The 24,337-nt window shown below is 45.4% G+C and carries 17 protein-coding genes; 13 read left to right on the top strand and 4 right to left on the bottom strand.

Going from position 1 to position 24,337, the window contains the following annotated elements:
• Positions 1-79 precede the first annotated feature (79 nt).
• Together DWU89_RS09210 and DWU89_RS09205 are read right to left on the bottom strand one after the other, a co-directional pair.
• Positions 80-457, bottom strand: coding sequence for a VOC family protein (locus DWU89_RS09210; protein WP_115499358.1), 378 nt, complete (start codon positions 455-457; stop codon positions 80-82).
• 50 nt (positions 458-507) lie between these two features.
• A complete protein-coding gene (locus DWU89_RS09205) occupies positions 508-1,230 on the bottom strand; it encodes an MBL fold metallo-hydrolase (RefSeq protein ID WP_115499395.1) in 723 nt (240 codons plus the stop codon).
• A 38-nt stretch (positions 1,231-1,268) separates the two neighbouring features.
• Between DWU89_RS09205 and DWU89_RS09200 the strand changes: the two genes are divergently transcribed.
• Positions 1,269-2,204 (top strand): Rpn family recombination-promoting nuclease/putative transposase, encoded by a 936-nt coding sequence (locus tag DWU89_RS09200; RefSeq protein ID WP_115499357.1) that lies wholly within the window; start codon positions 1,269-1,271, stop codon positions 2,202-2,204.
• 49 nt (positions 2,205-2,253) lie between these two features.
• On the opposite strand, the gene purT is transcribed toward DWU89_RS09200, so the two are convergent.
• Entirely contained in the window at positions 2,254-3,435 is a 1,182-nt protein-coding gene (gene purT / locus DWU89_RS09195; protein WP_115499356.1) for a formate-dependent phosphoribosylglycinamide formyltransferase, read from the bottom strand.
• Positions 3,436-3,618: 183 nt separating this feature from the next.
• On the opposite strand from purT, the gene DWU89_RS09190 reads away from it, so the two are divergent.
• The 8 genes from DWU89_RS09190 (at position 3,619) to DWU89_RS09155 (ending at position 14,730) form a co-directional block, all read left to right on the top strand.
• The gene (locus DWU89_RS09190) at positions 3,619-4,146 is read left to right on the top strand and encodes a GNAT family N-acetyltransferase (RefSeq protein WP_115499355.1); all 528 of its coding nucleotides are present in this window, start codon (positions 3,619-3,621) and stop codon (positions 4,144-4,146) included.
• A 29-nt stretch (positions 4,147-4,175) separates the two neighbouring features.
• Complete coding sequence (locus DWU89_RS09185; protein WP_115499354.1) at positions 4,176-4,547, top strand: MmcQ/YjbR family DNA-binding protein; 372 nt, start codon at positions 4,176-4,178, stop codon at positions 4,545-4,547.
• Between the two features lie 446 nt (positions 4,548-4,993).
• Positions 4,994-5,677 (top strand): ABC transporter ATP-binding protein, encoded by a 684-nt coding sequence (locus tag DWU89_RS09180; RefSeq protein WP_115499353.1) that lies wholly within the window; start codon positions 4,994-4,996, stop codon positions 5,675-5,677.
• On the top strand, positions 5,670-6,935 hold the full coding sequence (locus DWU89_RS09175; protein WP_115499352.1) for an ABC transporter permease: 1,266 nt from the start codon (positions 5,670-5,672) through the stop codon (positions 6,933-6,935). Before DWU89_RS09180 ends, DWU89_RS09175 begins: the two co-directional genes overlap by 8 nt.
• A gap of 36 nt (positions 6,936-6,971) precedes the next feature.
• Complete coding sequence (locus DWU89_RS09170; RefSeq protein WP_115499394.1) at positions 6,972-8,237, top strand: ABC transporter permease; 1,266 nt, start codon at positions 6,972-6,974, stop codon at positions 8,235-8,237.
• Positions 8,238-8,283: 46 nt separating this feature from the next.
• Complete coding sequence (locus tag DWU89_RS09165; protein ID WP_115499351.1) at positions 8,284-9,405, top strand: efflux RND transporter periplasmic adaptor subunit; 1,122 nt, start codon at positions 8,284-8,286, stop codon at positions 9,403-9,405.
• Between the two features lie 33 nt (positions 9,406-9,438).
• Positions 9,439-10,788, top strand: a complete 1,350-nt coding sequence (locus DWU89_RS09160; protein WP_115499393.1) for a TolC family protein — start codon at positions 9,439-9,441, stop codon at positions 10,786-10,788.
• Between the two features lie 153 nt (positions 10,789-10,941).
• Positions 10,942-14,730: a glycoside hydrolase family 97 catalytic domain-containing protein gene (locus tag DWU89_RS09155; protein WP_115499350.1), complete on the top strand. Its 3,789-nt coding sequence runs from the start codon at positions 10,942-10,944 to the stop codon at positions 14,728-14,730.
• Here the strand turns inward: DWU89_RS09155 and DWU89_RS09150 are convergent.
• Positions 14,704-15,297 carry an RNA polymerase sigma-70 factor gene (locus DWU89_RS09150; protein WP_115499349.1) on the bottom strand — a complete coding sequence of 198 codons (594 nt, stop codon included), beginning with the start codon at positions 15,295-15,297 and terminating at the stop codon, positions 14,704-14,706. The genes DWU89_RS09155 and DWU89_RS09150 overlap by 27 nt on opposite strands.
• A 120-nt stretch (positions 15,298-15,417) precedes the next feature.
• Between DWU89_RS09150 and DWU89_RS09145 the strand changes: the two genes are divergently transcribed.
• The 4 genes from DWU89_RS09145 to galB all read left to right on the top strand — a co-directional run bounded on the left by DWU89_RS09145 (position 15,418) and on the right by galB (position 24,334).
• A complete protein-coding gene (locus tag DWU89_RS09145) occupies positions 15,418-16,443 on the top strand; it encodes a FecR family protein (RefSeq protein ID WP_115499348.1) in 1,026 nt (341 codons plus the stop codon).
• A gap of 232 nt (positions 16,444-16,675) precedes the next feature.
• A complete protein-coding gene (locus tag DWU89_RS09140) occupies positions 16,676-19,945 on the top strand; it encodes a TonB-dependent receptor (RefSeq protein WP_115499347.1) in 3,270 nt (1,089 codons plus the stop codon).
• A 21-nt stretch (positions 19,946-19,966) separates the two neighbouring features.
• Entirely contained in the window at positions 19,967-21,688 is a 1,722-nt protein-coding gene (locus DWU89_RS09135) for a RagB/SusD family nutrient uptake outer membrane protein (RefSeq protein ID WP_115499346.1), read from the top strand.
• Between the two features lie 126 nt (positions 21,689-21,814).
• On the top strand, positions 21,815-24,334 hold the full coding sequence (gene galB, locus DWU89_RS09130; protein ID WP_115499392.1) for a beta-galactosidase GalB: 2,520 nt from the start codon (positions 21,815-21,817) through the stop codon (positions 24,332-24,334).
• Positions 24,335-24,337 lie beyond the last annotated feature (3 nt).

Below are 24,337 nucleotides of genomic sequence, written 5' to 3'. Positions count from 1 at the left end.
AATATAAGAGGAATCTGGTAAGGAGCAATGATTTTATTCAAAAAAAACCGAAATAGGCGTGAATATGTTACCTAATATGTTATTTAGCAGGTAAAATCTCAATCCAGTAATCGTCCGGGTCGTTGATGAAATACAAGCCCATCTCCGTGTTCTCGAAGCATATATATCCGAGCTCGCGGTGATATTCGCGCACCTCGTCATAATTGCCTGCCACGCGGAAGCAGAGATGGCTTTCGTTATCGCCTAACTCGTAGGCTTCTTTTTTGTCACGCAGCCAAGTCAGTTCCAGCAGGAAGCCGGTTTCATTGTCTGTGAGGTAAACCAGGATGAACGAACCGTCTGCCGCTTCCTTGCGGTGATGTTCTTTCAGTCCGAGCGCCTTGCCGTAAAAAGCAATACTCTTGTCCAGATCGAGGACATTAATATTAAAATGATCAAATCTACTCTTTATCTCCATAGATTCTTATTGGTGTTATTTTTTAATTCTTAATTCTTCATTTTTAAATCTCAAACCTCCGTCCCTTCTCCCGGCACGGAAATCAGCGCATACCGGCATCCGCGCGATTCGGCATAAGGGCCGAAAGCCTCCACCTCGGCCGGGCGTTCCCAGAAATGCATCGGGACGAATATCTTTGTCCGGATGCGGTCGACAAATTGTTGCGCTCCCCGCATGAAATCCGTTCCGATACGCGGATCGACCGGGAACATGGCGACATCCAGTTTGTCGGTCGCTTTTGCCAGGTCGTCCAACTCTTTCAGGTAGTTCTTTTCCGCTTCTGCTACTTCTTCGGGAGTCGATTCGTCTTTCCAGTGCCAGTTGTTCAGGTCGCCGGCATGGAAAAGGCGTTTACCCTCGGCATCGATCAGAAAAGAGATGCCGGAGTCCGTCGATCCGAATGCCTCGATTCGCAAGTTCTCGTCTTGATAAGACTCTCCTTTCTTCAGGTAAAGGGCGTCATCCTTCCCTGCCCGGCGTCTTTTCAGGATATCTTTCGAGAAGATATAGACGATGTCCTTTTTATATGTTTTCCATTTCAACACTTCCGGGTTGAAATGGTCGGGATGGAAATGAGACGCTAATATATATAATGTTCCCGCGCGATTAAGCAACTTCTCGTGTACGAACCCTTCACCCGGTGACTTTCCCGTATCCTTAAAATAATCGATCAGGATGGCAAAGCCGTCCGCCTCGATCGCAAAACCACTGTGATAGATATATGTCAGTCTCATTTCTGTATTCCTTTCATTTATAAACAAAACACGGAAGACTGTATTCTTGTTGCACAAAGATAAAATTTTTCAAGCATCTTTTCGGACAAGAAGACAGTAAAGAACTCCTTATCGACCTATTGAACGGCCTGTTCGAAGGTGAACGGTTAATCACGGAATTATCTTTTTTGAATGTAGAAATGCCGGCGGAAAGTACGGACGGGCGTGCGGCAGTTTTTGACTTGAAATGTAAGGATAAGGATGGACGTATTTTTATTGTCGAAGTACAAAATGCTCCCCAAACTTATTTTTATGAACGAGGATTATACTATCTTTGTCGTATTATCAGTGGTCAGGACCGACGTGGAAATGATTGGAGGTTTGAACTTTATCCGGTATATGGTATTTTCCTGCTGAATTTTAAATCCGGAAAAACGGATAAAGTGCGTACCGATATCGTATTGGCAGATCGTGAAACAGGAAAACAGATGAGTGAAACGATGCGCCAGATCTATTTGGAGATGCCTTTCTTTAATAAAGAAGAGGCTGAATGTAAAACGAGTTTAGATTATTGGCTTTATACATTAAAGTATATGGAGAAGTTGGAAACATTACCATTCAAAGGCCAGAAGCAGCTATTTGAAAAATTGGAAAGGCTGGCGAAAATAGTCAACCTGAATAAGAAGGAACGTATGGAATATGAAGAGAGCCTCAAAATATATCGGGATAATCAAGGCGTATTGGATTATGCCATAGAGAAAGGATATATGGAAGGGGTCGAAAAAGGAATTAAAGAGGGAATCGAAAAGGGAATCGAAAAAGGTATGGCAAAAGGACTTGAAAAAGGACTTGAAAAAGGCATCGAAAAAGGTCGAATGGAAGGTAAACTTGAAGGTTTGCGTCTTGCTGCTGCCAAAATGAAGGCCCAAGGTTTGGATGCGGCGACTATCATGAACGTTACTGGCCTGGATGCCGAGATAATAGATTCTCTATAAGAAAAATAGCCCAAAGAGGGGGAGACCTTTTTGGGCTATTTTATTTAACTTACAACTTTATTTCCAACCGCTCCATCATCACCCCTGTCTTCCGGCGTGCATCGGCCACATCCAGTCCGCGAGCCAGCAGCACAGCCATACGGCGGTGTCCGTGGACTTCCGGTTTACCGAAGAAACGCATTTGTGTGTCCGGTTGTTCCAGGACTTTATCCAGATTACCTAATGAAAGCTGTTTGCTGTCCCCTTCGACCACTACGGCACGCGAAGCACCGGCTCCGTGGAATGCGATGTTAGGTATCGGCAAGCCCAATACCGCGCGGGCATGCAGGGCGAATTGCGAAAGATCCTGCGTGATCATCGTGACCATGCCCGTGTCGTGCGGACGGGGAGATACTTCGCTGAAGATCACCTCTTCGCCCTTAACAAACAACTCGACACCGAAGATACCACGTCCGCCGAGCGCTTCCGTTATCTTGCCCGCAATTTCGCGCGCTTTTTCTTTTGCCACAGGGCTCATCGCCTGGGGCTGCCAGGATTCGCGATAGTCGCCGTCGACCTGTACGTGTCCGACCGGTTCCAGGAACGAGGTGCCACCGATATGGCGAACCGTCAACTGGGTGATTTCGTAATCGAAATCCACGAACCCTTCCACGATGACCTTGCCGGCGCCGGCGCGTCCGCCCTCCTGCGCATAATGCCAGGCGCGGTCGATATCTTCTTCTTTGCGGATGACGCTCTGCCCGTGGCCACTTGAGCTCATGATCGGCTTAACGACACAAGGCATTCCGATTGTTTTTACAGCTTCTATGAACTCCTCTTTCGTTTCGGCAAAACGGTAAGGCGAAGTCGGCAGGCCCAATTCTTCCGCTGCCAGGCGTCGGATGCCTTCGCGGTTCATCGTCAGCCAGGTGGCGCGGGCGGTCGGGATGACGTGGAATCCTTCTTTTTCCAGTTCCATCAACGTCTGTGTCGCGATCGCCTCCACTTCCGGAACGATATAATCAGGCTTTTCTTTTTCTACGATTTCGCGCAATGCTTCTCCGTCCAGCATCGATACGACGTATGAACGGTGTGCAACCTGCATCGCCGGAGCGTCCGGATATTTGTCCAGCGCAATCACTTCCACTCCGTAACGCTGCAACTCGATTACAAACTCTTTTCCTAATTCGCCGGAACCGCAAAGCAAAACTTTAGTCGCGGTGGCCGATTTTGGTGTCCCTATTGTTACCATATTATATTAATGTTATATATTTTCTTTCGTTTGGGGATGCAAAGGTACGTTAATCTTGGCAATAGAATGAAATGAACCGGTAAAAAGTATTGCCGGGTGGCGGGATAAAAATGGATGGCCAAAGTTGGCTGTTAGGGTGAAATGGTGTATTTTCGTCATCTGCAAACAAGTAAATACGGAATTATGGAATACATAAATATAGACTCTTCAAAACATTCCCTCTATAGCTTATTCAAGGACCTTTATTCGATTAGCTTCCCCATTTTCGAGCAGAGAACGGAAATGCAACAGGAAAAGGCTTTCGCTTCTACCCGTTATCATTTGACCGGATACAAAGAAAACGATGTCTTTATAGGATTCATCTCTTACTGGGAGTTTGACGGATCTGTTTATATAGAGCATTTTGCCGTTAACCGGGAATTGAGAGGCGCGGGATACGGAAGCGCCATCTTGCGTGATTTCATCCGGTCGACGGAAAAAATCGTCTTGTTGGAAATAGATCCGGTCGTCGATGAGGTTTCGGAAGCGCGCTTGAGGTTCTATAAAAGATGCGGTTTCCATGAAAATCCCTATCCGCATACTCATCCCCCTTATCGCGACGGCTATCATGCACATCCTTTAGTCATCCTTACCACCCAACGGGAGATAACGGAAAAGGAGTACCAGACTTTTTATAAGGAGCTGACTGATGTTGTGATGGATAAGAAATAGCTGGAAAATAAATAGAAAAGATAGAGCGTATGAATGTCGAAGAATTTAGAGAATATTGCCTCTCATTGAAAGGCGTATATGAGAAGATGCCCTTCCCGAATGTGGCGGATAAGTACAGCCGGGATGTCCTGTGTTTTTATGTGGGAAGCAAGTGGTTCTGTTTTGTAAATATCGAAGTGTTTGACTTTTGCTGTATCAAATGCAATCCTGACGAGTCGGGAGAGTTACAGGCCCGGTATTCCGGCATAACTCCCGGTTGGCATATGAATAAGAAATATTGGATTAGCGTTTATTTCAATCAGGATGTTTCGGACAACAAGATCAAAGAACTTGTAAAAGACTCATATGATATTGTCTTTCAGTCTCTCTCCAAAAAAGAAAAAGAAGCATTCTTGATATAATGTATAGGGAGATATTTTTGCCGATGTAGGAGATAATTAGGAAGGATGAGCATCCTAAATTAGTTCACCTCCCACTTAATCCTTGTCCGACCCGGGTCAAACAGTTGTTCGACACTCGTCAGACAGCTGTCCGACCTCCGTCAAACAGCCGTTCGACCCGGGTCGGACAAGAATTGGATGGGAGGCGGCCGGAATTAGGTGCCGGGACAATCGGAATTACAAGGCAGTTGGCTGGTTTTTCTACGGCAGGCCGCCGGTCTGATGTAGGAAGTCCGCTTCTCCCGGCCTTGCATCGGGTTGTTAATATATTGTAATAATCAGTACTATGTGATACAAGGTATTTTGTTAGGACCTATATTTGTGGCAATAAATAACAAAATAGTTTCCTTTTTGTGTAACGATTTTTCAAAATGTTCGTCTAATAGATAAAAGCAACTACAAATATCATGATTCATCTGGAAGGAATTAACAAAACGTATTTCAATGGTGCACCGCTGCACGTCTTGAAAGGCATAGACTTGGATATAGAAAAGGGAGAGATGGTCTCTATTATGGGGGCGTCAGGATCGGGAAAATCCACCTTGCTGAATATTTTGGGAATACTGGATACATACGATACGGGAACTTACACCTTAAACGGGCAGTTGATCCGCAATCTGAGCGAAACCCGTGCGGCAGAACTGCGTAACCGGATGATCGGTTTCATCTTCCAGTCCTTTAATCTGATTTCATTCAAGAATGCGATGGAGAATGTCGCTCTGCCCTTGTATTATCAGGGAATAAACCGCAAGAAGAGAAACGCGATGGCGATGGAATATCTGGATATGGTCGGCCTGAAAGACTGGGCGGAACATATGCCGAGCGAAATGTCCGGCGGACAGAAACAGCGTGTCGCCATAGCCCGCGCCCTGATTGCCAAACCACAGGTGATCCTGGCGGACGAACCGACCGGAGCGCTCGACAGTAAGACGACAGTCGAGGTGATGGAACTTCTTCGTAATGTAAACGAGGAAGGGATGACGATGGTAATCGTTACGCACGAACAGTCCGTGGCAGATGCCACAGACCGCATTATCCGTGTGAAAGACGGCCTGATAGAAACAATCGAAAAAGGACGGGGCCATGTTTGATTTTGACAACTTCCGCGAGATATGGAGCACGATCAAAAAGAATAAGCTCCGTACGTTCCTGACCGGTTTTTCGGTGGCATGGGGCATCTTTATGCTGATTGTCCTGTTGGGCGCCGGAAACGGGATGAAGAATGGGATCATGTCTAACTTTCGTAATCTCAGTATGAACCGGGTACAGACATGGCCGCGCTACACAAGCAAACCTTATCAGGGAATGCAGACGAACCGGCGGATCGAATATAAAGATGAAGACCTGGTCGCCATACCGCGTGAAAATCCTGAGGTGGATTTGATTACGGCAAGCATCAGCCGGGGCGATACGCTTTCGTATGGCGAAGAATATAATGCCTACTCCCTGAACGGCGTACATCCGTCAAAGGCTATCATCGACAATATCAAGATGACGGTTGGCAACGGGCGTTTTATCAATGATATAGACGTGCGGGAAAAGAGGAAAGTGATCGTCCTCAGTCCCCGTATGAAAGAGGTGCTCTTTAAAGGAGCTGACCCGCTTGGCAAATATGTGAATGCCGGAAGTGTCGCTTACCAGGTGATCGGTGTTTATAAAGCGGAGGACAATGATAACAATGCTCCGGCCTATATCCCTTTCAGTACGGCTCAGACTTTATACAATGCCGGATACGGGCTGGATGACATCATCTTTACCATTAACGGTATTTCCACGCAAGAAGAATACGACGCTTTTGAGAAACGGTTCCGCCAGCAGATGGGGCTGCGCCATAAGTTCGATCCGGAGGACCGGAGGGCGATCGGTATGTGGAGCACACTCGAAGACTTTATGATGCTGAACGGCATGCTGAACGGTATCGCCCTTTTTATCTGGGTGATCGGTATCGGGACGCTGACTGCCGGAATCGTAGGCGTGAGCAATATCATGCTGATAACGGTGCGTGAACGGACAAGGGAATTCGGTATCCGGAAAGCGATAGGGGCGACTCCCTTTTCGATCCTGAAACTGATCATTGTCGAGTCGATCCTGATTACGGCGGTATTCGGCTATTTGGGGATGGTGCTGGGAATCGGACTGACGGAAGGAATCAATGCCGTTATGGAAATGATGAATGCCGGAAAGAATGTTTCGCAGGATGATATGAGTATCTTCCTGAACCCGACGGTAAACCTGAGCGTGGCCTTGTCCGCTACGGCTCTGATTGTAGGCGCCGGAGTGCTGGCAGGCTATTTCCCGGCACGTAAAGCAGTCAAGATTACGGCTATCGAGGCGATGCGAGAGGAATAATTCATAATTCAAAAATCATAATTCAATATTATGTTCATGTTTGATATAGATCGTTGGGTGGAGATATGGGTGACGATCACCCGTAATAAGACCCGTAGCATACTGACCGGTTTCGGCGTGTTCTGGGGAATCCTGATGTTAGTGATTCTGTTGGGCTCCGGTAACGCGTTTAAGAACGGGGTCATGAAGAATGTAGATGGTTTCTCGACCAACTCGGCTTTCTTCTTCTCGGAACGGACTGGTGAACCCTATAAAGGATATAAGAAAGGCCGCTACTGGCAGATGCGTAACCGCGATTTGGAGACGATACGCCAGCGGGTGAAAGGTGTTCGCTATCTCTCGCCGATGATTATGCAGTGGGGCGGACAGAATAATGTCGTAAGAGGACAGAAAGCCGGTACTTATAATGTGCGTGGCGTCTACTCCGAATATTTCAATATCGAGACGCAGCATATCCTGGCGGGACGCCTGCTGAATGAAATCGACATGATCGAGAGGCGCAAAGTGTGCTTGATCGGCAGTATCGTGAGGGAAGTCCTCTTTGCTCCCGATGAAGATCCGATCGGACAATATATACGGGTGAACGGCATTTATTACCAGGTGGCCGGCGTGATCAAGCCGAAGCCCCGCGCGCAGATAGGCGGACGTACGGAGGAGAGTGTGATGCTCCCGTTCAAGACGCTCCAGCAGGCTTCCAACCAGGGCGATAAATTCTGGTTCCTGTGTGCGACGGCCGACGATGGTTATCCCTGTGACAAGATGGTGGAAGACATAAAGACCGTCTTGCGTTCGCAGAACGAAATTTCGCCGACGGACGAGCATGCGATCAGCAGTTTCACCATCGCCAAGCAGTTCGAGACGTTCGACCTCTTGTTTACCGGCATTAATATTCTGGTCTGGCTGGTCGGTATCGGAACTTTGCTGGCGGGTATTATCGGTGTCAGCAATATTATGATGGTGACTGTCCGGGAGCGGACACGCGAGATCGGCGTACGACGTGCTCTTGGGGCAAAGCCGTTCGATATTATTTCGCAGATCATGAGTGAGAGTCTGCTCTTGACTTCGCTTGCCGGACTGATCGGATTGAGTCTCGGGACCTTTTTGCTCGATGTGGTGAACAATGCTTTGATGAGTGGCGGAAGCGATTCGTCGAACGGCACGTTTTTCTCCAATCCGGAGATTCGTATCGGGACAGCGGTGGCGGCTACGGTTATCCTCTTGTTCAGCGGCTTGCTGGCGGGGCTGATCCCTGCCTGGAGGGCGATGCAGATCAAGGCTATCGATGCAATCAGAGAAGAGTGAATATAATTGAAAGTTGAAAGTTGAAAATTAAAAATAAGATATCATTATGAAGAATCGTATCGTAAAAAAAATCCTGCGGATCATATTCCTGGTACTTGTAGGAGCAGCAGTTATCGGCACTTTCTACTTCTTATGGAAGAAAGCACAGCCCGTCATTACCGTCTACGAAGTGGTAACCCCTTCCCGGGACACGATTGAGACGAAAACAGTGGCAACCGGAAAAGTAGAACCCCGCGACGAAGTGCTTATCAAGCCGCAGATGTCGGGTATCATTTCCGAATTGCTGAAAGAAGCCGGACAGATGGTGAAAGAGGGAGAGATCATCGCACGTATCAAGGTGATCCCCGAAATGGTCCAGTTGAACAGTGCCGAATCGCGCGTACGGGTTGCCAAGATCAGCCTCGACCAGATCAGCGCCACTTTCAAGCGTGACGAAGAACTGCATAAACAAGGGGTCATCTCCAAAGAAGACTACGAAACCTCTTTTGCCAACTATAAGAAGGCGCAGGAAGAGGCCGAGAATGCACAGGACGCTCTCGAGATCATCCGCGAGGGTATCTCCAAACGGTCGACTGCTTCCAGTACGACGCAGGTGCGTTCTACGATTACCGGTATGATTCTGGATGTGCCTATCAAGGTCGGTAACTCGGTGATCCAGTCCAATACCTTCAACGACGGTACGACAATCGCCACGGTAGCCGATATGAACAATATGATCTTTAAAGGAAAAGTAGACGAGACGGAAGTAGGTCGTATCAACGAAGGTATGCCGATCAAACTGACAGTCGGCGCCATGGAAAGCCGTACGTTCGACGCTATGCTGGAATATGTGGCACCGAAAGGCGTGGAAGAGAACGGTGCCGTGTTGTTCGAGGTGAAAGCCGCCGTGCAGATACCGGCTGATGCCTTTATCCGTGCCGGCTACAGTGCGAATGCCGAGATCGTGTTGAAGCGTGCGGAGAATGTTTTATCCGTGCCGGAAAGTTGTGTCGAGTTTAGCGGCGATTCTACCTTTGTCCAGGTCGTGACACAGGAAAAGCCGGAGCAGAAGTTTGAAAAGCGTGCCGTACAAGTGGGATTGTCCGATGGTATCAGGATTGAGATCAAGGATGGCATAACCGAGAGTGATAAAATTCGCGGTGCGATAGCCGATCCGGCAAAGAGATAAAAACGGATACTACCGATTATAAATATGAAAGCAATGAGAAATCAATTGATAATAGCAACAGCTTTACTCTTCTCGGGTTCTTTTGCCTGGGCGCAGGAACCGGCCAAGCAATGGTCTTTGGAAGAGTGCATCCGCTATGCGATCGAACATAATATCGATCTGAAGCAGCGGCAACAGGAGCAGGCAAGCCGTGAAGTGGAACTGAACACAAGCAAGTTCAGCTGGTTGCCCGACCTGAATGCCAACGTCGGACAGAATTTCGACTTCGGCCGTTCCCCGTCCAAGACCGGCGTTATTGTGGACCAGAACTCAGCCAATACTTCGGCTTCCATTTCGTTGAGCATGCCGATCTTCGACGGTATGAGAATCCCGAACGATATCGCCGCCCGCCGGCTGGACCTGAAAGCGGCTGTCGAGACGTTGAACAAAGCAAAAGAGGACTTGTCGATCAATATCGCATCCTATTATTTGCAGGTATTATATAATAAGGAAGTACAGCGGATCGCCGAATTGCAGGTTGCGCTAAGCAGCGAGCAGGTGACGAAGACCGAAGCCTTGGTGAAAAACGGTAAGGTGCCGCTTTCCCAATTGTACGATATGAAAGCGCAGTTGGCGAAAGACGAAGTTTCCCTGACGGAAGCCAATAACAATGTCAAGTTGGCTTTGCTCGACCTGACGCAGAGCCTGGAGCTGGAGCGCGACGGCGAGAACTTCGATATCGTCGTTCCCGAAACCGGGGATGCTGTTGAAGAGTATATGAGTAGTATCTTGCCTCCGGACAATATCTATGATCATGCCGTCTCTTTCAAGCCGCAGATCAAGGAGCAGGAATACCTGCTGGAAAGCCAGAAGAAGATGTTGAAAGTGGCACAGGCCGGTTATTATCCGAAGTTGAATTTCGGAGCCAGCTACAGTAACGGATACTACCATTATTCCGGTGACGGAGATTATGATAATATCGCATTCAGCGACCAGCTGAAGAATAACGGGCGTAAGACAGTCGGTTTCAGCCTGAGCATCCCGCTCTTCAACCGTTTCCAGGTCCGCAACAGCGTCCGTTCCGCCCGTATCAACATCCGCAACCGCGAGTTGATGATGGAGAATACGAAGAAAGCTTTGTATAAGGAGATCCAGCAGGCCTACTATAACGCAACGGCCTCCCAGGAGAAATATATCGCATCTGACAAATCGGTCATTGCCAGCAAGGAAGCCTTCTCGTATGCCGAAGACCGCTATGCCGCCGGCAAGAGCACCGTCTTCGAATATAGCGAAGCCAAGACGAAGTATGCGCAGAGTTTGTCCGAACAGGCACAAGCCAAGTACAACTTCATCTTCCGTGCCAAGATCCTGGACTTTTATAACGGTACACCAATAACACTATAACATTATTTAGGTTAGACACATTAGACACATTTGTTGATTGTTTGTTTAAAGGGGGGTCTCCGGGATGGAAACCTCCCTTTTTGTTCTTATATTTGTCCGGTAGATTATGGGCTTTTGTAAGTAAATCTATTATTAATACCAACAAAAACATATATGAATAAAAAATCTGTAACACTTGTTTTTCTACTATTGGTATGGCTGGGTGTAGATATGGCCTGTGCCCAATATCAGCCAGAACATTACCGGGTTTTCTCTCCTGACAGAAAGTTAGTGATGGGGATACAACGGCATAATGATGGTTTGTTGACCTATACTTTTGCTGTGAATGGAGAGGTACTAATCAAAGAATCTCCATTGGGCTTTCGATTGGAATCAGAGGAGACGGTTCCTTCTTCCGGTTGGAAAATAGAGAACGTCTCTGACCGGGAAGTCCGGAATGAATGGAAACCACTTTGGGGAAAACGGGCTGTGGTCGAAGATCATTTTAATGAATTGATGATCGATTTGCGGAATCCGGCCAGTCAACCGAAGTGGATGCAGCTGGTAGTCCGGGGATATAATGACGGCTTTGCATTCTGTTATAAAATACCGGAGGGCGAAGGGCAACGTGTAAATGTGCAGTCCGAATTGACTGCCTATAATTTTGCCGGGAATTATACGGCATGGTTCTATAACGGCGAGAATCATAATATAGGACCGGAAAAGTTGACGGAAACAGATGGAACCCGTTTGCCGGTAATGACCGTCAAGGCTGGTGATAAACATTATATGGCAATTCATGAAGCCTGCCTGGAAACAGGAGCACCTCTTGTCTTACAATCCAAAGGGGGCGAATCGCTTTTTTCGGTTGCTTCTAAGCCTGCCTGTTTGTCACCGGGGTATACTTCAGCCTGGCGTGTCGTTTTGTATGGGACGACTCCGGGCACGTTGACCGATTCCCATTTGTTGGAGTTACTTAATCCGGATCCCGATCCTTGCTATGACTTTTCGTGGGTCAAGCCAGGATTGGCAGTTTGGGACTGGCGTATCAACGGAGCTGTGTGGGATGGTTTTACGTATGGAATGTCTTATCCATCCTGGACCCGTATGGTCGATTTTGCAGCTGAACAGGGATTTAAGTATTTAGTATTGGATGCTAATTGGTACGGACCTGAGTTCGAATCGGATTCTGATCCGGTCAAAGGTGAAAAAGCACAAGATGTCCAACGGCTGTTGGGGTATGGAAAACAGAAAGGCGTCGGAATCTGGCTCTATCTGAATGATGTCGGAGGGAAGAAATTTCCGATAGAAAAGACGTTGAAGCAGTATGGCGAGTGGGGAGCTGCCGGGGTTAAATACGGCTTTATGAGTGGAACACAGGAAGAAAAGAATCAGTGGACGAAAAAGATTACTGAACTTTGTGCGCAAAACCACTTGTTAGTCGATTTTCATGATGGTCCGGTTCATCCCTATGGACAGATGCGTACCTGGCCGAATGCCGTAACACGCGAATATTGCCACGCCCAATTGGATGGACATCATGTGTTCGAACCTAAAACATTTGTGACGACTGTCTTTGTTAATATGGTTGCGGGTCCGGTCGATATGAACAATGGGATGTTCGATCTTCGTCCCGGACATACGACGCGTGTGGATGAGAGCCAGCCGGTTCCTTCTACATTGGTTTCGGAGGCTGCCCGTACGTTGATCACTTTTTCCGGTGTGACCATTTTACCGGATATTCCTGAATATTACCGAAAATATCCGGCATTGTTAAACTTCCTGTCTACACAGAAGATGCCGTGGAAAGAGAGCCGTACCTTGGCTGGTGAAATCGGGGAATATATCGTTATGATGAGGGAAACGGATGAAGCTTACCTTGTCGGTGCCGCTACGAATGAATCCGGACGGACGATAGATTTGCCTCTTTCTTTCCTGGAAAAAGGAAAATATACTGTCGAGGTCATTGAGGACGGCGACGATGCCCACTATCTGACAAACCGTGAAAGTCTGAAGGTTGCAACCCGACAACTGACAAACAATGATAAACTGACATTGAAGCTGGCTCCTGGCGGCGGAGCATGTCTTGTTATCAAGAAAAATCCGTCCATGGGGGTTTCTGAGCAAGCTACTTTCCCGCTTGTTAGTCCGGCTGAGAAAATGAAGGCCGATATTAAAGTCGGAGGAAAGAATGTAGAGATCGATTTATTCACGGATGGTGGAAAAGTTGTAACAGCAAAGACTTTGCAATTTTCTTTGGATGAAAATATTATGAAAGGTAATTGGCAGGTCTCCAGCCAAAAGAGAGAATCGATCGATCAGACCTGGCATCCTATTTACGGAGAACGTTCTGTTGTGACGGACCGGTATAATGAAGTGGCACTAACCCTTCAGTCGGATGAGAACCGGAAAGAGATCGTTTTGTATGTACGTCTCTATGATGAAGGATTAGCATTCCGTTATGCATTCGATAAGTTGGATTTCTGGAACCGTACAGTAACCGATGAGAAAACGCAATTTTTGTTTCAGGAAGATTGTAAAACTTGGGTGACCGGCATGGCGCAAGGTGCTTATTCCGAAACGAAGTTGAGTGCGTTGAGAGGGGCTGCCGATCGTCCGCAGGTGATTCAGGTAAACAATAATTGTTTTGCGGCAATCGGGGAAGCTGCCCTTGTCGATTATTCCCGCATGAAGTTGGAAAAGAGTGAGACTGGCTTTGGAGTACAATCTGTACTGTCTGGAAAGGTTAATCTGGATATGGCTGGCTATCAATCTCCTTGGCGTTATGTGATGGTTGCCGGGCATCCGGGAAAATTGGTCGAAAATAATTATTTCGTCCTTAATTTGAATGAACCGAATCAAATAGCGAATACCAGTTGGATCAAGCCTGGACAGGTGATTCGTGAAGTAACGTTAACTACGGCAGGCAGTATGGCTTGTATTGATTTTGCTGCCGAAAACAATATTGCCTATGTGTTGTTTGATGCCGGTTGGTATGGGGCGGAAGAAGATGTCAAATCGGATGCAACTACCGTTACGATCGACTCGGCTCGTTCGAAAGGTCCGCTTGATTTGCCTCGAGTGATAGAATATGCGAATTCAAAAGGAGTTGGGATACTTGTTTATGTAAATAAAAAAGCACTGCATCAGCAACTGGATGAAATTCTGCCTTTGTATAAGAAATGGGGAATTAAAGGTGTAAAATATGGTTTTGTGAATGTGGGTGATCAGTATGCTACAGCATGGTTGCATCAAGCTGTGCGCAAAGCTGCCAAATATGAATTGATGGTTGATATCCATGACGAGTATAGGCCTACGGGCTATTCGCGCACGTATCCGAATTTACTGACCCAGGAAGGTATCCGTGGTGATGAGGAAAGTCCGTCGTTGGATCAGGCTATCTATACGTTGTATAATCGTATGATCTGTGGAGCGGGTGATTACACCAATTGTTATTTTGCGGAAAGAGTTACAGGAAAGATGGGGGGACGTGCAGCCCAATTGGCTAAATTGGTTGCTCTTTATAGCCCCTGGCAGTTTGTATATTGGTATGATCGCCCCGAGAAATCACCGAGACGGGCTGGTGGTGCAGGTTCTGCTGAATCTGTGATCAAAACAGATGCAGTAACCCGTTTCTATAATTCTATCCCGACAGTATGGGACGAAACTCGCTTTTTGGAGGGAGAGATGGGTAAATATGCTGTAGTCGCCCGTCGCTCAGGTTCCGATTGGTATGTTAGTATGTTGAATGCCGGAGAACAGCAACAAATCACCTTACCCTTTGATTTTCTGAAAAACAAGAAAGGCTATACCGCTACACTTTATTATCAGGCATCCGAAAAGAAAAAGGATGTTGTCGATATCAAGAATATCAAGTTGGATAACCGTAATGAGGTTACTATCGATCTGGTTGGGAATAGCGGATGTGTGTTGTATTTACGACAGAATATTTCTGGGCAGTAATAACAAAATCAGTGGCAGATAATCTTTCAGTGTTATCCGCAATTGTTTTAATGCCTGCTGGATTCGGTAGTCAACGGTTTTGGATGATACCTGCAGGATTTCCGCAATATCTTTGTAGCTTTTATTCTCGAAGCGGTGCATGACAAAAGCCTCCCGATAAGTGGGGGGCAAGGCCTCCACTGCTTCTTTGATCCTTTTTTGCAGTTCTTCAAGTTGGTAGAAATCTGTATCCTGTAACATCTCCTGCATATTTTCGTAGAAGAGCGTGTCTGCCCTTAATTGGGATTGGTGGCGGACGATTTGGTTGATTGCACGGTGATAGACTGTCCGGAACAGATATTGGCTTAATGACGTTTCGAAGGTTTGAGTTTGCCGGGTCTCCCATAACCATAACATTACGTCCTGAACGATTTCTTCGGCATCTTTCAGCTCTACAAACCTTGTTGCATAGGCGCACAACATCGGATAGTATCTTCTGAACAAGATGCCATAGGCTTTTAGATCTCCATTCTGTATGGCTGAAAGTAAAAAGCGTTCGTCTGTGGTTTGTAGTATTTCTCCTTTCATATCTCTGGTCGCAAAGATAGCTTTTTTGCGATAGAAAAAAAATATTGAAAAAATATTCCCTTCTGTTTAGGAATCTTTCCGGTTTCTCTTGTCTACTATATAAACAAGCGATAAACTGGTATGGAAACACCTGATACAAATATGATAGAATATATTCTTCCCCGCTATTGCTCCGGTGAAGCGACAGAGGAAGAATGCCGGATGGTTGAGGAATGGATAAAGCAGTCGGATGAAAACTACCGGATTGCCAAACAGATCCATACCCTTTATTTAGCAACGGATACGATGCAGGTCGTGTCGGCGGTCGATACGGAGAAAGCCTTGTCTTCGGTTTGCCAAAAGATGAGCAAGGGCAATGAACATGCTAAAGTAACCATGGTTACTTGGCTGCAACGCGTTGCAGCGATTTTGTTTATTCCTCTTTTGATTGCTTTCGGAATACAAAATCTGAAGCCTCGTCCGGTTGAAATCGCCCAAATGATTGAAGTGAAAACGAATCCGGGTATGACAACAACAGTCGATTTGCCGGATGGTACCAGAGTTCATCTCAATTCAGAATCAAAACTCTCTTATCCCTCTTTCTTCGATAAGGACAAAAGAAGGGTTGCCCTGCAAGGGGAAGCGTTTTTCGAAGTACAGAAAGATGCGGAACATGGTTTTGTTATTTCTACCCCGCATGAAACGAAGATAGAGGTGCTGGGCACTTCTTTTAACGTCGAAGCGTTCGAAAAAGACGCTTTTGTCTCTACTACACTGATCGAAGGGAAAGTCCGCTTCGACTATATGAAGAATCAACGGTCTACGGCTGTTTTGATGAAGCCCGGCCAGAAACTGACCTATGATTCCTCTTCCTCCCGGATACAACTGATAGAAACGAGTGGCGCCTCTGAAATAGCCTGGAAAGACGGAAAGATCGTTTTTCTGGCGACCCCTTTACCCGAAGCATTGCGGATGCTGGAAAAGCGGTTTAATGTGACATTTGTTTTATCCAACGATCGGCTTCGTAAGGAAGCTTTTACCGGGTCTTTCAGCAACCAGCGGTTGGAACGTATATTGGAAATCTTTAAAATATCATCTAATATCAAATGGCGTTATTTGGATACGCAGGATACCATGAATGAAAAAACGAGGATAGAAATCTATTAAAAATCAAGTAAACATGAGAAACAGACCTCCCTAAAGAAAAAACATCCGGAAAAATATTGGCGTATTTCCCCGGATGAAATGAGTTAACTTTAAAACGCTTGTTTGGCGACAAGCAGTAATAAATCATTTTTTTTAATCAGATCACTACAAAGTTATGCAAAAACATTTTAATACCCAACTGTTTTGGGTACCAGAGTCGCTTTGGTTTACCTTAAACAAAATTCCAAGAGTTATGAAGTTATACATCTTCTTACTATTCTGTTCGATCAGCTTGGTTCAAGCCACGAACAGCTATGCTCAAAAAGCCACTGTCAGTTTGAATATACAGAATCAAACTGTCCAATCAGTTTTGGATGAAATTGAAAACCAGTCGGATTTTTCGTTCTTTTTCAATACGAAACATGTCGATTTGAATCGCCGGGTTTCTGTGAATACGAAGAAGAGTGATATCTTCAAGGTGTTGGAAACGGTCTTTTCGGGGACGAATGTGCGCTATTCGGTGGTGGATAAAAAAATTATTCTTTCTACAGAGTCAGCTTCTGTTTCCGGTGTTCAACAGAATAAGAAAACGGTAAGCGGTATCGTAAAGGACGAAAACGGCGAACCGGTTATTGGTGCGAATGTAGTAGAGAAAGGAACAACCAACGGAACGGTGACGGATATGGACGGTAAATACACATTGACGGTTGCAACGGGAAGCAATCTGCAGATTTCCTATATCGGTTTTAATGAACAGGTCGTGAAAGTTGGTAAGGAGAGCATAATCAATATAACATTGCGCGAAGATATGCAATCGTTGGACGAAGTGGTAGTAGTAGGTTATGGTACTGTTAAGAAAGGTAACTTGACTAATGCGGTAACTTCTGTTAAGGCCGATGTTTTGGAAAATCGCCCTGTTAGTTCTGTGGCTGATGCATTGCAAGGTCAAGTACCGGGGTTGTCAATCGTTCAGTCTGGCCGTCCGGGTCAAGCTGCAAGTATGCAGTTGCGTGGTGCTACATCATTGAATTCTGGTGGTTCACCAATGTTGTTAGTTGATGGTATTCCTACTGACGCTGAGAACTTCAACTACTTGAACGTAGAAGATATTGAGAGTGTATCGGTTTTGAAAGATGCTGCTTCGGCTGCTATATACGGTTCGCGTGCAGCAAATGGTGTCATATTGGTTACTACCAAGCGTGGTAAAGCAGGCAAGCCTGTTTTTCGTTACAATGGCTATGTGGGGATAAACACTCCAACCGAAACACCTAAGATGGTTAGCTCGGAAAAATACGCTCGTATGCGTAATGAAGCTATGTATAATTTAAAACCGGAAGACGGTAAAAACCAATATTATAGTGAAGAACAAATACGAAAATTTGCTGATGGATCCGATCTTAATCATTATGGTAATACTGACTGGGTGGACTTGATGTTCGAGAATAGTATCACCACTCGCCACTCTATTTCGGCTACCGGTGGTGCTGAGAATGTGAAGTATTTCTTGAGCGCTGGTTTAGATTACCAAACAGGTGCATTACCCGAATCACAGCACAAAGTATATAATGTTCGCTCGAACGTTGATGCTCAACTTACTAAAAAGTTGAACTTGTCATTCGATATGCGTTACATCTTGAGACAAAAAGACGAAGTTGATGGTATGGATGGTATCATTATCGATGTGTATAAAATGAACCCTACCGATATCGCTTATAATACCGATGGTAGCTATGCAATGAACCCCAAATCGGTAGTCAACCCTATGGCTGACTTGCACCAAAGAGGTCACAATTTGAATGACACTCACGATGCATCAGGTATTTTTAAGGTGACTTACGATATTTGGGATGCCTTGAAGTTCCAAGGTATTGCCAACGTGAACTTTAAGTTTGGAAAATCGACTACCTTCTACCGTCAGGTAGGTTATACCGATTATGACAGCCAGGAGGTAACTTATATGGGGCAAAATGCCTTGGACGAAGGACGTGACTTTAACCAATACTATAACTTACAGGCTTTGCTTACTTATCAGAAGAAATTTGGTGAACACAACTTTGACGTCTTGGCCGGATATCAACAAGAAAATGAAAAGTGGGATCACGTGGGTGCTTATCGCGACGGATTCCCTACCGATATTCTCCATGTGCTCGATGGCGGGTCGAAAGAGAACTGGTCAAACGGGGGGACAGCTAATCACTGGGCAATTGCTTCTTTCATAGGTAGCTTAAACTACGACTATGCAAGCAAGTACTTACTTTCATTGAAGATGCGTTCGGATGGTTCTTCACGGTTGGCGAGCGGCCAGCGTTGGTCTACCTTCCCCTCTGTATCGGCAGCGTGGCGTATCAGCACTGAAAGTTTCATGGAAAAAACACGAACCTATTTGGATGATTTGAAACTTCGTGCTTCTTGGGGGTTGACGGGTGCTACTACCGGTATAGGTCTTTATCCAAGTTATTCAACTATTGGCTTCGGAAATGCGGCTTTGGGGAATCAATACATTTTGTCGGCTTATTTAAGTGGACTGGGAAACACTGATTTGGGTTGGGAAAAGACTTCTATGTTAGACTTTGGTCTCGATGCTCGTATGTTGGATAATCGTTTGGGTGTAACTTTTGACTACTACATTAAGAATACAAAAGACATCTTGATCGGCCTTCCCGTACCATTGGAATATGGTTTTGGTAAACCTAATGTCAATATTGGTGAGGTGCAAAACAAAGGTTGGGAATTAGAATTGAGTTGGAATGATAAGATTGGTGACTTCAGTTATGGTGTACAGGCTAACTTGTCTAATAATAAGAATGAAGTAAAAGACTTAGGTGGAACGAGTCCTTGGAAAGATGGTTATACAGCTGAAGGTCTTGCCATGAACTCTTACTACGGTTATGAAGCTTTAGGTTTGTTCCAAACACCGGAAGAGGTTGAAAGTTCTGCTGTGTACAGTCGCCGTTATGCAAAGCCGGGCGATGTGAAGTACAAAGACCAGAACGGTGATGGTGTGATTGATACTGACGACCGTGTGGTTCTTGGCGACCGCGATCCACACTACTTGTTTGGTATCACGCTGAATGGTGCATGGAAAGGATTTGACTTTAGTATCTTCATGCAAGGAGTTGGTAAACGTAACTATATATTGAATGGTCCCAGCATTCGTCCTTTGTCGGATCAAGGTAAAGGTCCGGCCTTCGAGCATCAGTTAGACTATTGGTCTGAAGACAATCGTGACGCTAAATATCCTCGTCTATTGGAAGCTACAAGCTCATTAGGATTCAACCATCTGACATCCGATTTTTGGATGATCAATGCTGGTTATCTACGTTTGAAGAACTTACAGGTTGGTTATAATTTCTCGAACGATTTGTTGAAGAAAACAGGATTATCAAATATCCGTCTATACTTCTCGGCAAACAACTTGTTTACCATCAGTAACTTTACTCCCGGATACGACCCTGAAACACTTGATGCGTTTACGTATCCGTTGTCCAGAACGTACTCATTTGGTTTAAATCTACAGTTTTAATTGAATAAAAAAGATATTGTAATGAAAACTTTAAAACATATCATGATGGCAACGCTTTGTACTGTTGCCTTAACAGGATGCGACGACTTCCTGACAACACCTCCGTTGGATCAAATTACAGAAGATGCCTGGTGGAAAGACGCCAAGCAAACCCAAATGATGGTAGACGGATGTTATGATTATGCTTATCAAGGTGATGGCGATAACATCATCGCTTTTCGTGACGCTTGGTCCGATAACTCGACTTGGTGGGGGTTAGAACATTTTGCCAATGGTGATTTACGCCCCACCTCTCGTGGTCTGGAAGACGAATGGAAATACAAATCCATTGCTCAGATGAACTATGTGCTTCATGGTTTGGAATTGTCTAAAGATTATGTCACTCCGGAACAATATGCACATATGCGTGCCGAAGTACGTTTCATCCGTGCATTGAATTACTATGACATGCTTTTCTTCTTTGGGGATGTACCTTTGGTGGATAAAGTATTGACTGTAGACGAGTCGCGTGCACTTACTCGTGCTCCTCGTGCCGATGTATACGAATTTGTGATTAATGAACTGGAAGAATGTTTAGTAGACATTAAGAAAGCTCCCAACTTTGAATCAGGCCGTGTTACCGAGGATGTGGTAAATGCTATGATTGCTCGTGTCTCTTTGCATGAAGCTGCTAAATCAAAATATATTAGCTTCTTGAAGAATAGTAAGGAATCGACGGATAATCTTTATAAAAGAGTGTTGACAGCTACTCAAGCTATTATAGACGGTGGTCGTTATGGTTTATACCGTGCCTACGATGGTGATCCCAAAAAGCATAGTTACGAAGAACTGTTCCGGCCTCAAGCCGATGGAAACAACAACGAAGTGATTTTTGAACGTCAATACTTCCCTTCTTTGAAGACTCACAACTTGAATAACAATCTATCTTATCCTTCATCTGTATATTGTGGTTGGAAGGGATTGCTTCCTTTGCAGAATATTGTCGATGAATACGAATGTATCGAAGGTCACCCCTATGATCAATGTGAAGCGTTGAATTGTCCTCACGTTGCCGAACGTACTGCTCTGGACCAAGCTGGTATGTTGAGTTATGGCGAATACGAATTCCGTGACCCTCGTTTGAAATCAACTATTATTCATCCCGGATGGGAATGGATTAAAGGTGGTAAAGTTGACTCGCATTATGGCGTAGAAGATCCCAATAGTCGCGATTATATAGGTAAAGAACCTGTAAGTACTGGTTTTCTGTTAACCAAGTGGACTGACCTGGAAGGGGAGGAACCTGATCGTTGGTTAGGTCATAAGAATATAACCATCTTCCGTTATGCTGATGTTTTGTTGATGAGGGCTGAAGCATTGATCGAGTTAAACGAAAACTTAGGCGAAGCCTTGAGTCTCATTAACGATATCCGTAATCGTGCCGAAATGCCCGAATATCCAGCTGTGACCAGTCAAAGCGATATGATTGCCAAAGTGCGTCATGAACGTCGTGTAGAAACAGCTTTTGAAGGATTGCGTTACTACGATATTATACGTTGGGGTATTGCACCCAAAGTACTCAATGGACCTGCTTATGGATGGAAACGTTGGAATCCTGAAACTCAGAAACACGACAATCCGCTTGTTTTCGAAGAACGGATTTGGGCAGAGGGTGAAGGCCGTTATTTCTGGCCTATTCCTCAAGCTTCTATCGACCAAAACGAAAACATTAAGCAACAAGAGGATAAATGGTGGTTGCATTAATTGTTTGATGTGTCTCATGTAAAAGATATAGCTTTTAGTCCTGTGACATATACAGGGATAAAAGCTATATTTTTTTACTTGAAAGAGAATGTATTTATGCGTATAACAAGTATAAAAAAGAGAAAGATGAAGTGCGGATTTTTTTTGGTAATTGCATATCTGAATTTGCTCGGATTATCAGCTTGGGGGCAACGGAACGTATCGAATTTTGATAGGGACTGGCGTTTTGCACGGTTTGGTTTGCAGGCAGATGGAACACGTTTGCCTGAACCGGATTCGCTTGAAGCGTACGAGGTTGACGATACGAGCTGGCGGAAGTTGGATATTCCGCACGATTGGGCAATTGAAGGGCCTTTCCGTATTGATTTGGACGGATATACCGGAAAATTGCCTTGGCAGGGAATCGGTTGGTATCGGAAACATTTTACAGTGTCAGCCAAAGATAAGAAGAAGAGGTTTTATCTGGACTTTGACGGAGCGATGGCGAATGCCGAGGTTTGGCTGAATGGAAAGAAAGTGGGGGAACGTCCTTTTGGTTACAGCTCTTTTCGGGTAGATTTGACGCCGTATGTTCTGTATGGAGCGGATAATGTTGTGGCTGTACGATTAGATACGGAAAAGTTCGGTTCGCGTTGGTATCCGGGAGCCGGTATCTATCGGCATGTTCGTTTGGTAAAAACCGAACCGGTCCATGTGGCGCATTGGGGTGTTTTCGTGACGACTCCTGAAATTACGGATACTTATGCTACGGCATTCGTTCATGTGGAGGTGGAAAATAACAGGCAATATGCGGTAAAAGGGCAATATACTGTTGATATTTATGAATTGGATGCGAATGATGTCATCGGTGAAAAAGTGGCTTCCACAACCAAACGTTCGATGTTTTTGGATGCCGGATCCTCTGTGGAGGACTCGGTTTCTTTGCGTGTGGAATCACCTAAAAGATGGGATTTGGAACATACCCATCGTTATTTGGCATGTGTTTCGGTGTACGATAAAAACAAATTGGTGGATGTGTATGATACACCTTTTGGCTTTCGCACTATCCTTTTTACACATGATAATGGCTTTTTGCTGAACGGGAAACGTGTACAGATCAATGGAACGTGCAATCACCATGATTTGGGGGCATTAGGGGCTGCGATAAACAAGGTTGCGTTGGAACGCCAGTTGCGGATTTTAAAGAGTTTTGGTTGTAATGCGTTGCGTACCTCCCACAATCCTCCTGCACCGGAATTGTTGGAGTTGGCAGACAAAATGGGGTTTCTTGTGATGGATGAACTTTTTGATTGTTGGACGGTCGGGAAGAAAAAGAATGATTATAGTGCTCTTTTCGATAAATGGCATGAAAAAGATATAGAGACGTTGGTTTGCCGGGATCGCAACCATCCGTCGGTCATCATGTGGAGTACCGGCAATGAAGTGCATGAACAATATGAACCGGAAAAAGGCGTTGCCCGTCATCTAACGGAGGTGGTACATCGTTTCGATCATACTCGTCCGGTGACATTCGGAGCTTCTTATCCCAGTAAGTCGGCAATGAATGGGACGGAGTTGCAAGTGGATGTACATGGAATGAATTATGCGGCGGGCGTGTATGGCGGACCTGATTTTTATGGTAAGTTTTTGAATAAAGAAGGACATGAGCACCTTTCGGGCTATTCGAGTGAATCAAGTTCGACGATGAGCTCGCGTGGTGAATATTTCCCGCGTAAACATCATGTCTCTTCTTATGATTTGACGGAACCCGGATGGGGAGGACTGCCCGATTGGGAATTTGCAGCTTTGGATAAATATCCCGCCATCTGCGGCGAATTTGTCTGGACCGGCTTTGATTATTTGGGCGAGCCGACCCCGTTTAACAGTGATGCCAGTGTTCTGTTGAATCATGCGGAAGCTCTGAACCGTGAGCAGCTGGCACAGGAAAAAGAAGCCTTGGAAAAAATAGAAAAGAATCGTCCGACTTCCAGAAGTAGCTATTTTGGAATTGTGGATTTAGCCGGTTTTCCGAAAGATCGTTATTATTTGTATCAGTCCCGTTGGTTACCGGATTTACCGATGGTACACATTTTACCGCATTGGAATTTTCCAGATAGGATGGGAGAGGTGACACCTGTTTTTGTTTATACATCTGGTGATGAGGCTGAACTGTTTTTGAATGGGAAATCGTTAGGAAAGAAAAAGAAGCTACCTTACGAGTATCGCTTACGGTGGGATGATGTTATTTATAAACCGGGCGAATTGAAGGCTGTCGCTTACAAACAAAATCAGAAATGGGCTGAAGCAGTAGTGAGAACGACAGGAGAAGCGGTTAAATTAAAACTGACACCGGATAAAACATCCATTAAGGCGGATGGTGAGGATTTGGTGTTTGTAAAGGTTTCTTTGACCGATAAAGATGGAAATGAGGTGCCGACTGCAGAAAATGTCATATCATGTACATTAGTAGGTACAGGTGAAGTTATTGCAACGGATAACGGCGATCCTACTTGTTTGATACCTTTTCAGGAAACCACGCGTCCAGCTTTTAATGGTTTGTATTTAGCGATTGTAAAAGCCCGGTTCGGTTGTAATGGTCCGCTTCATCTGATTGTTGAATCGAAAGGGCTGGAAAGGGCGGAAATGAAAATTATGATAGAAAATTAAGTT

The organism is Parabacteroides acidifaciens (assembly GCF_003363715.1).
Lineage (GTDB): Bacteria > Bacteroidota > Bacteroidia > Bacteroidales > Tannerellaceae > Parabacteroides > Parabacteroides acidifaciens.
The sequence above is the reverse complement of the archived record's forward strand: the minus strand, read 5'-3'. Positions and strand labels throughout refer to the sequence as shown.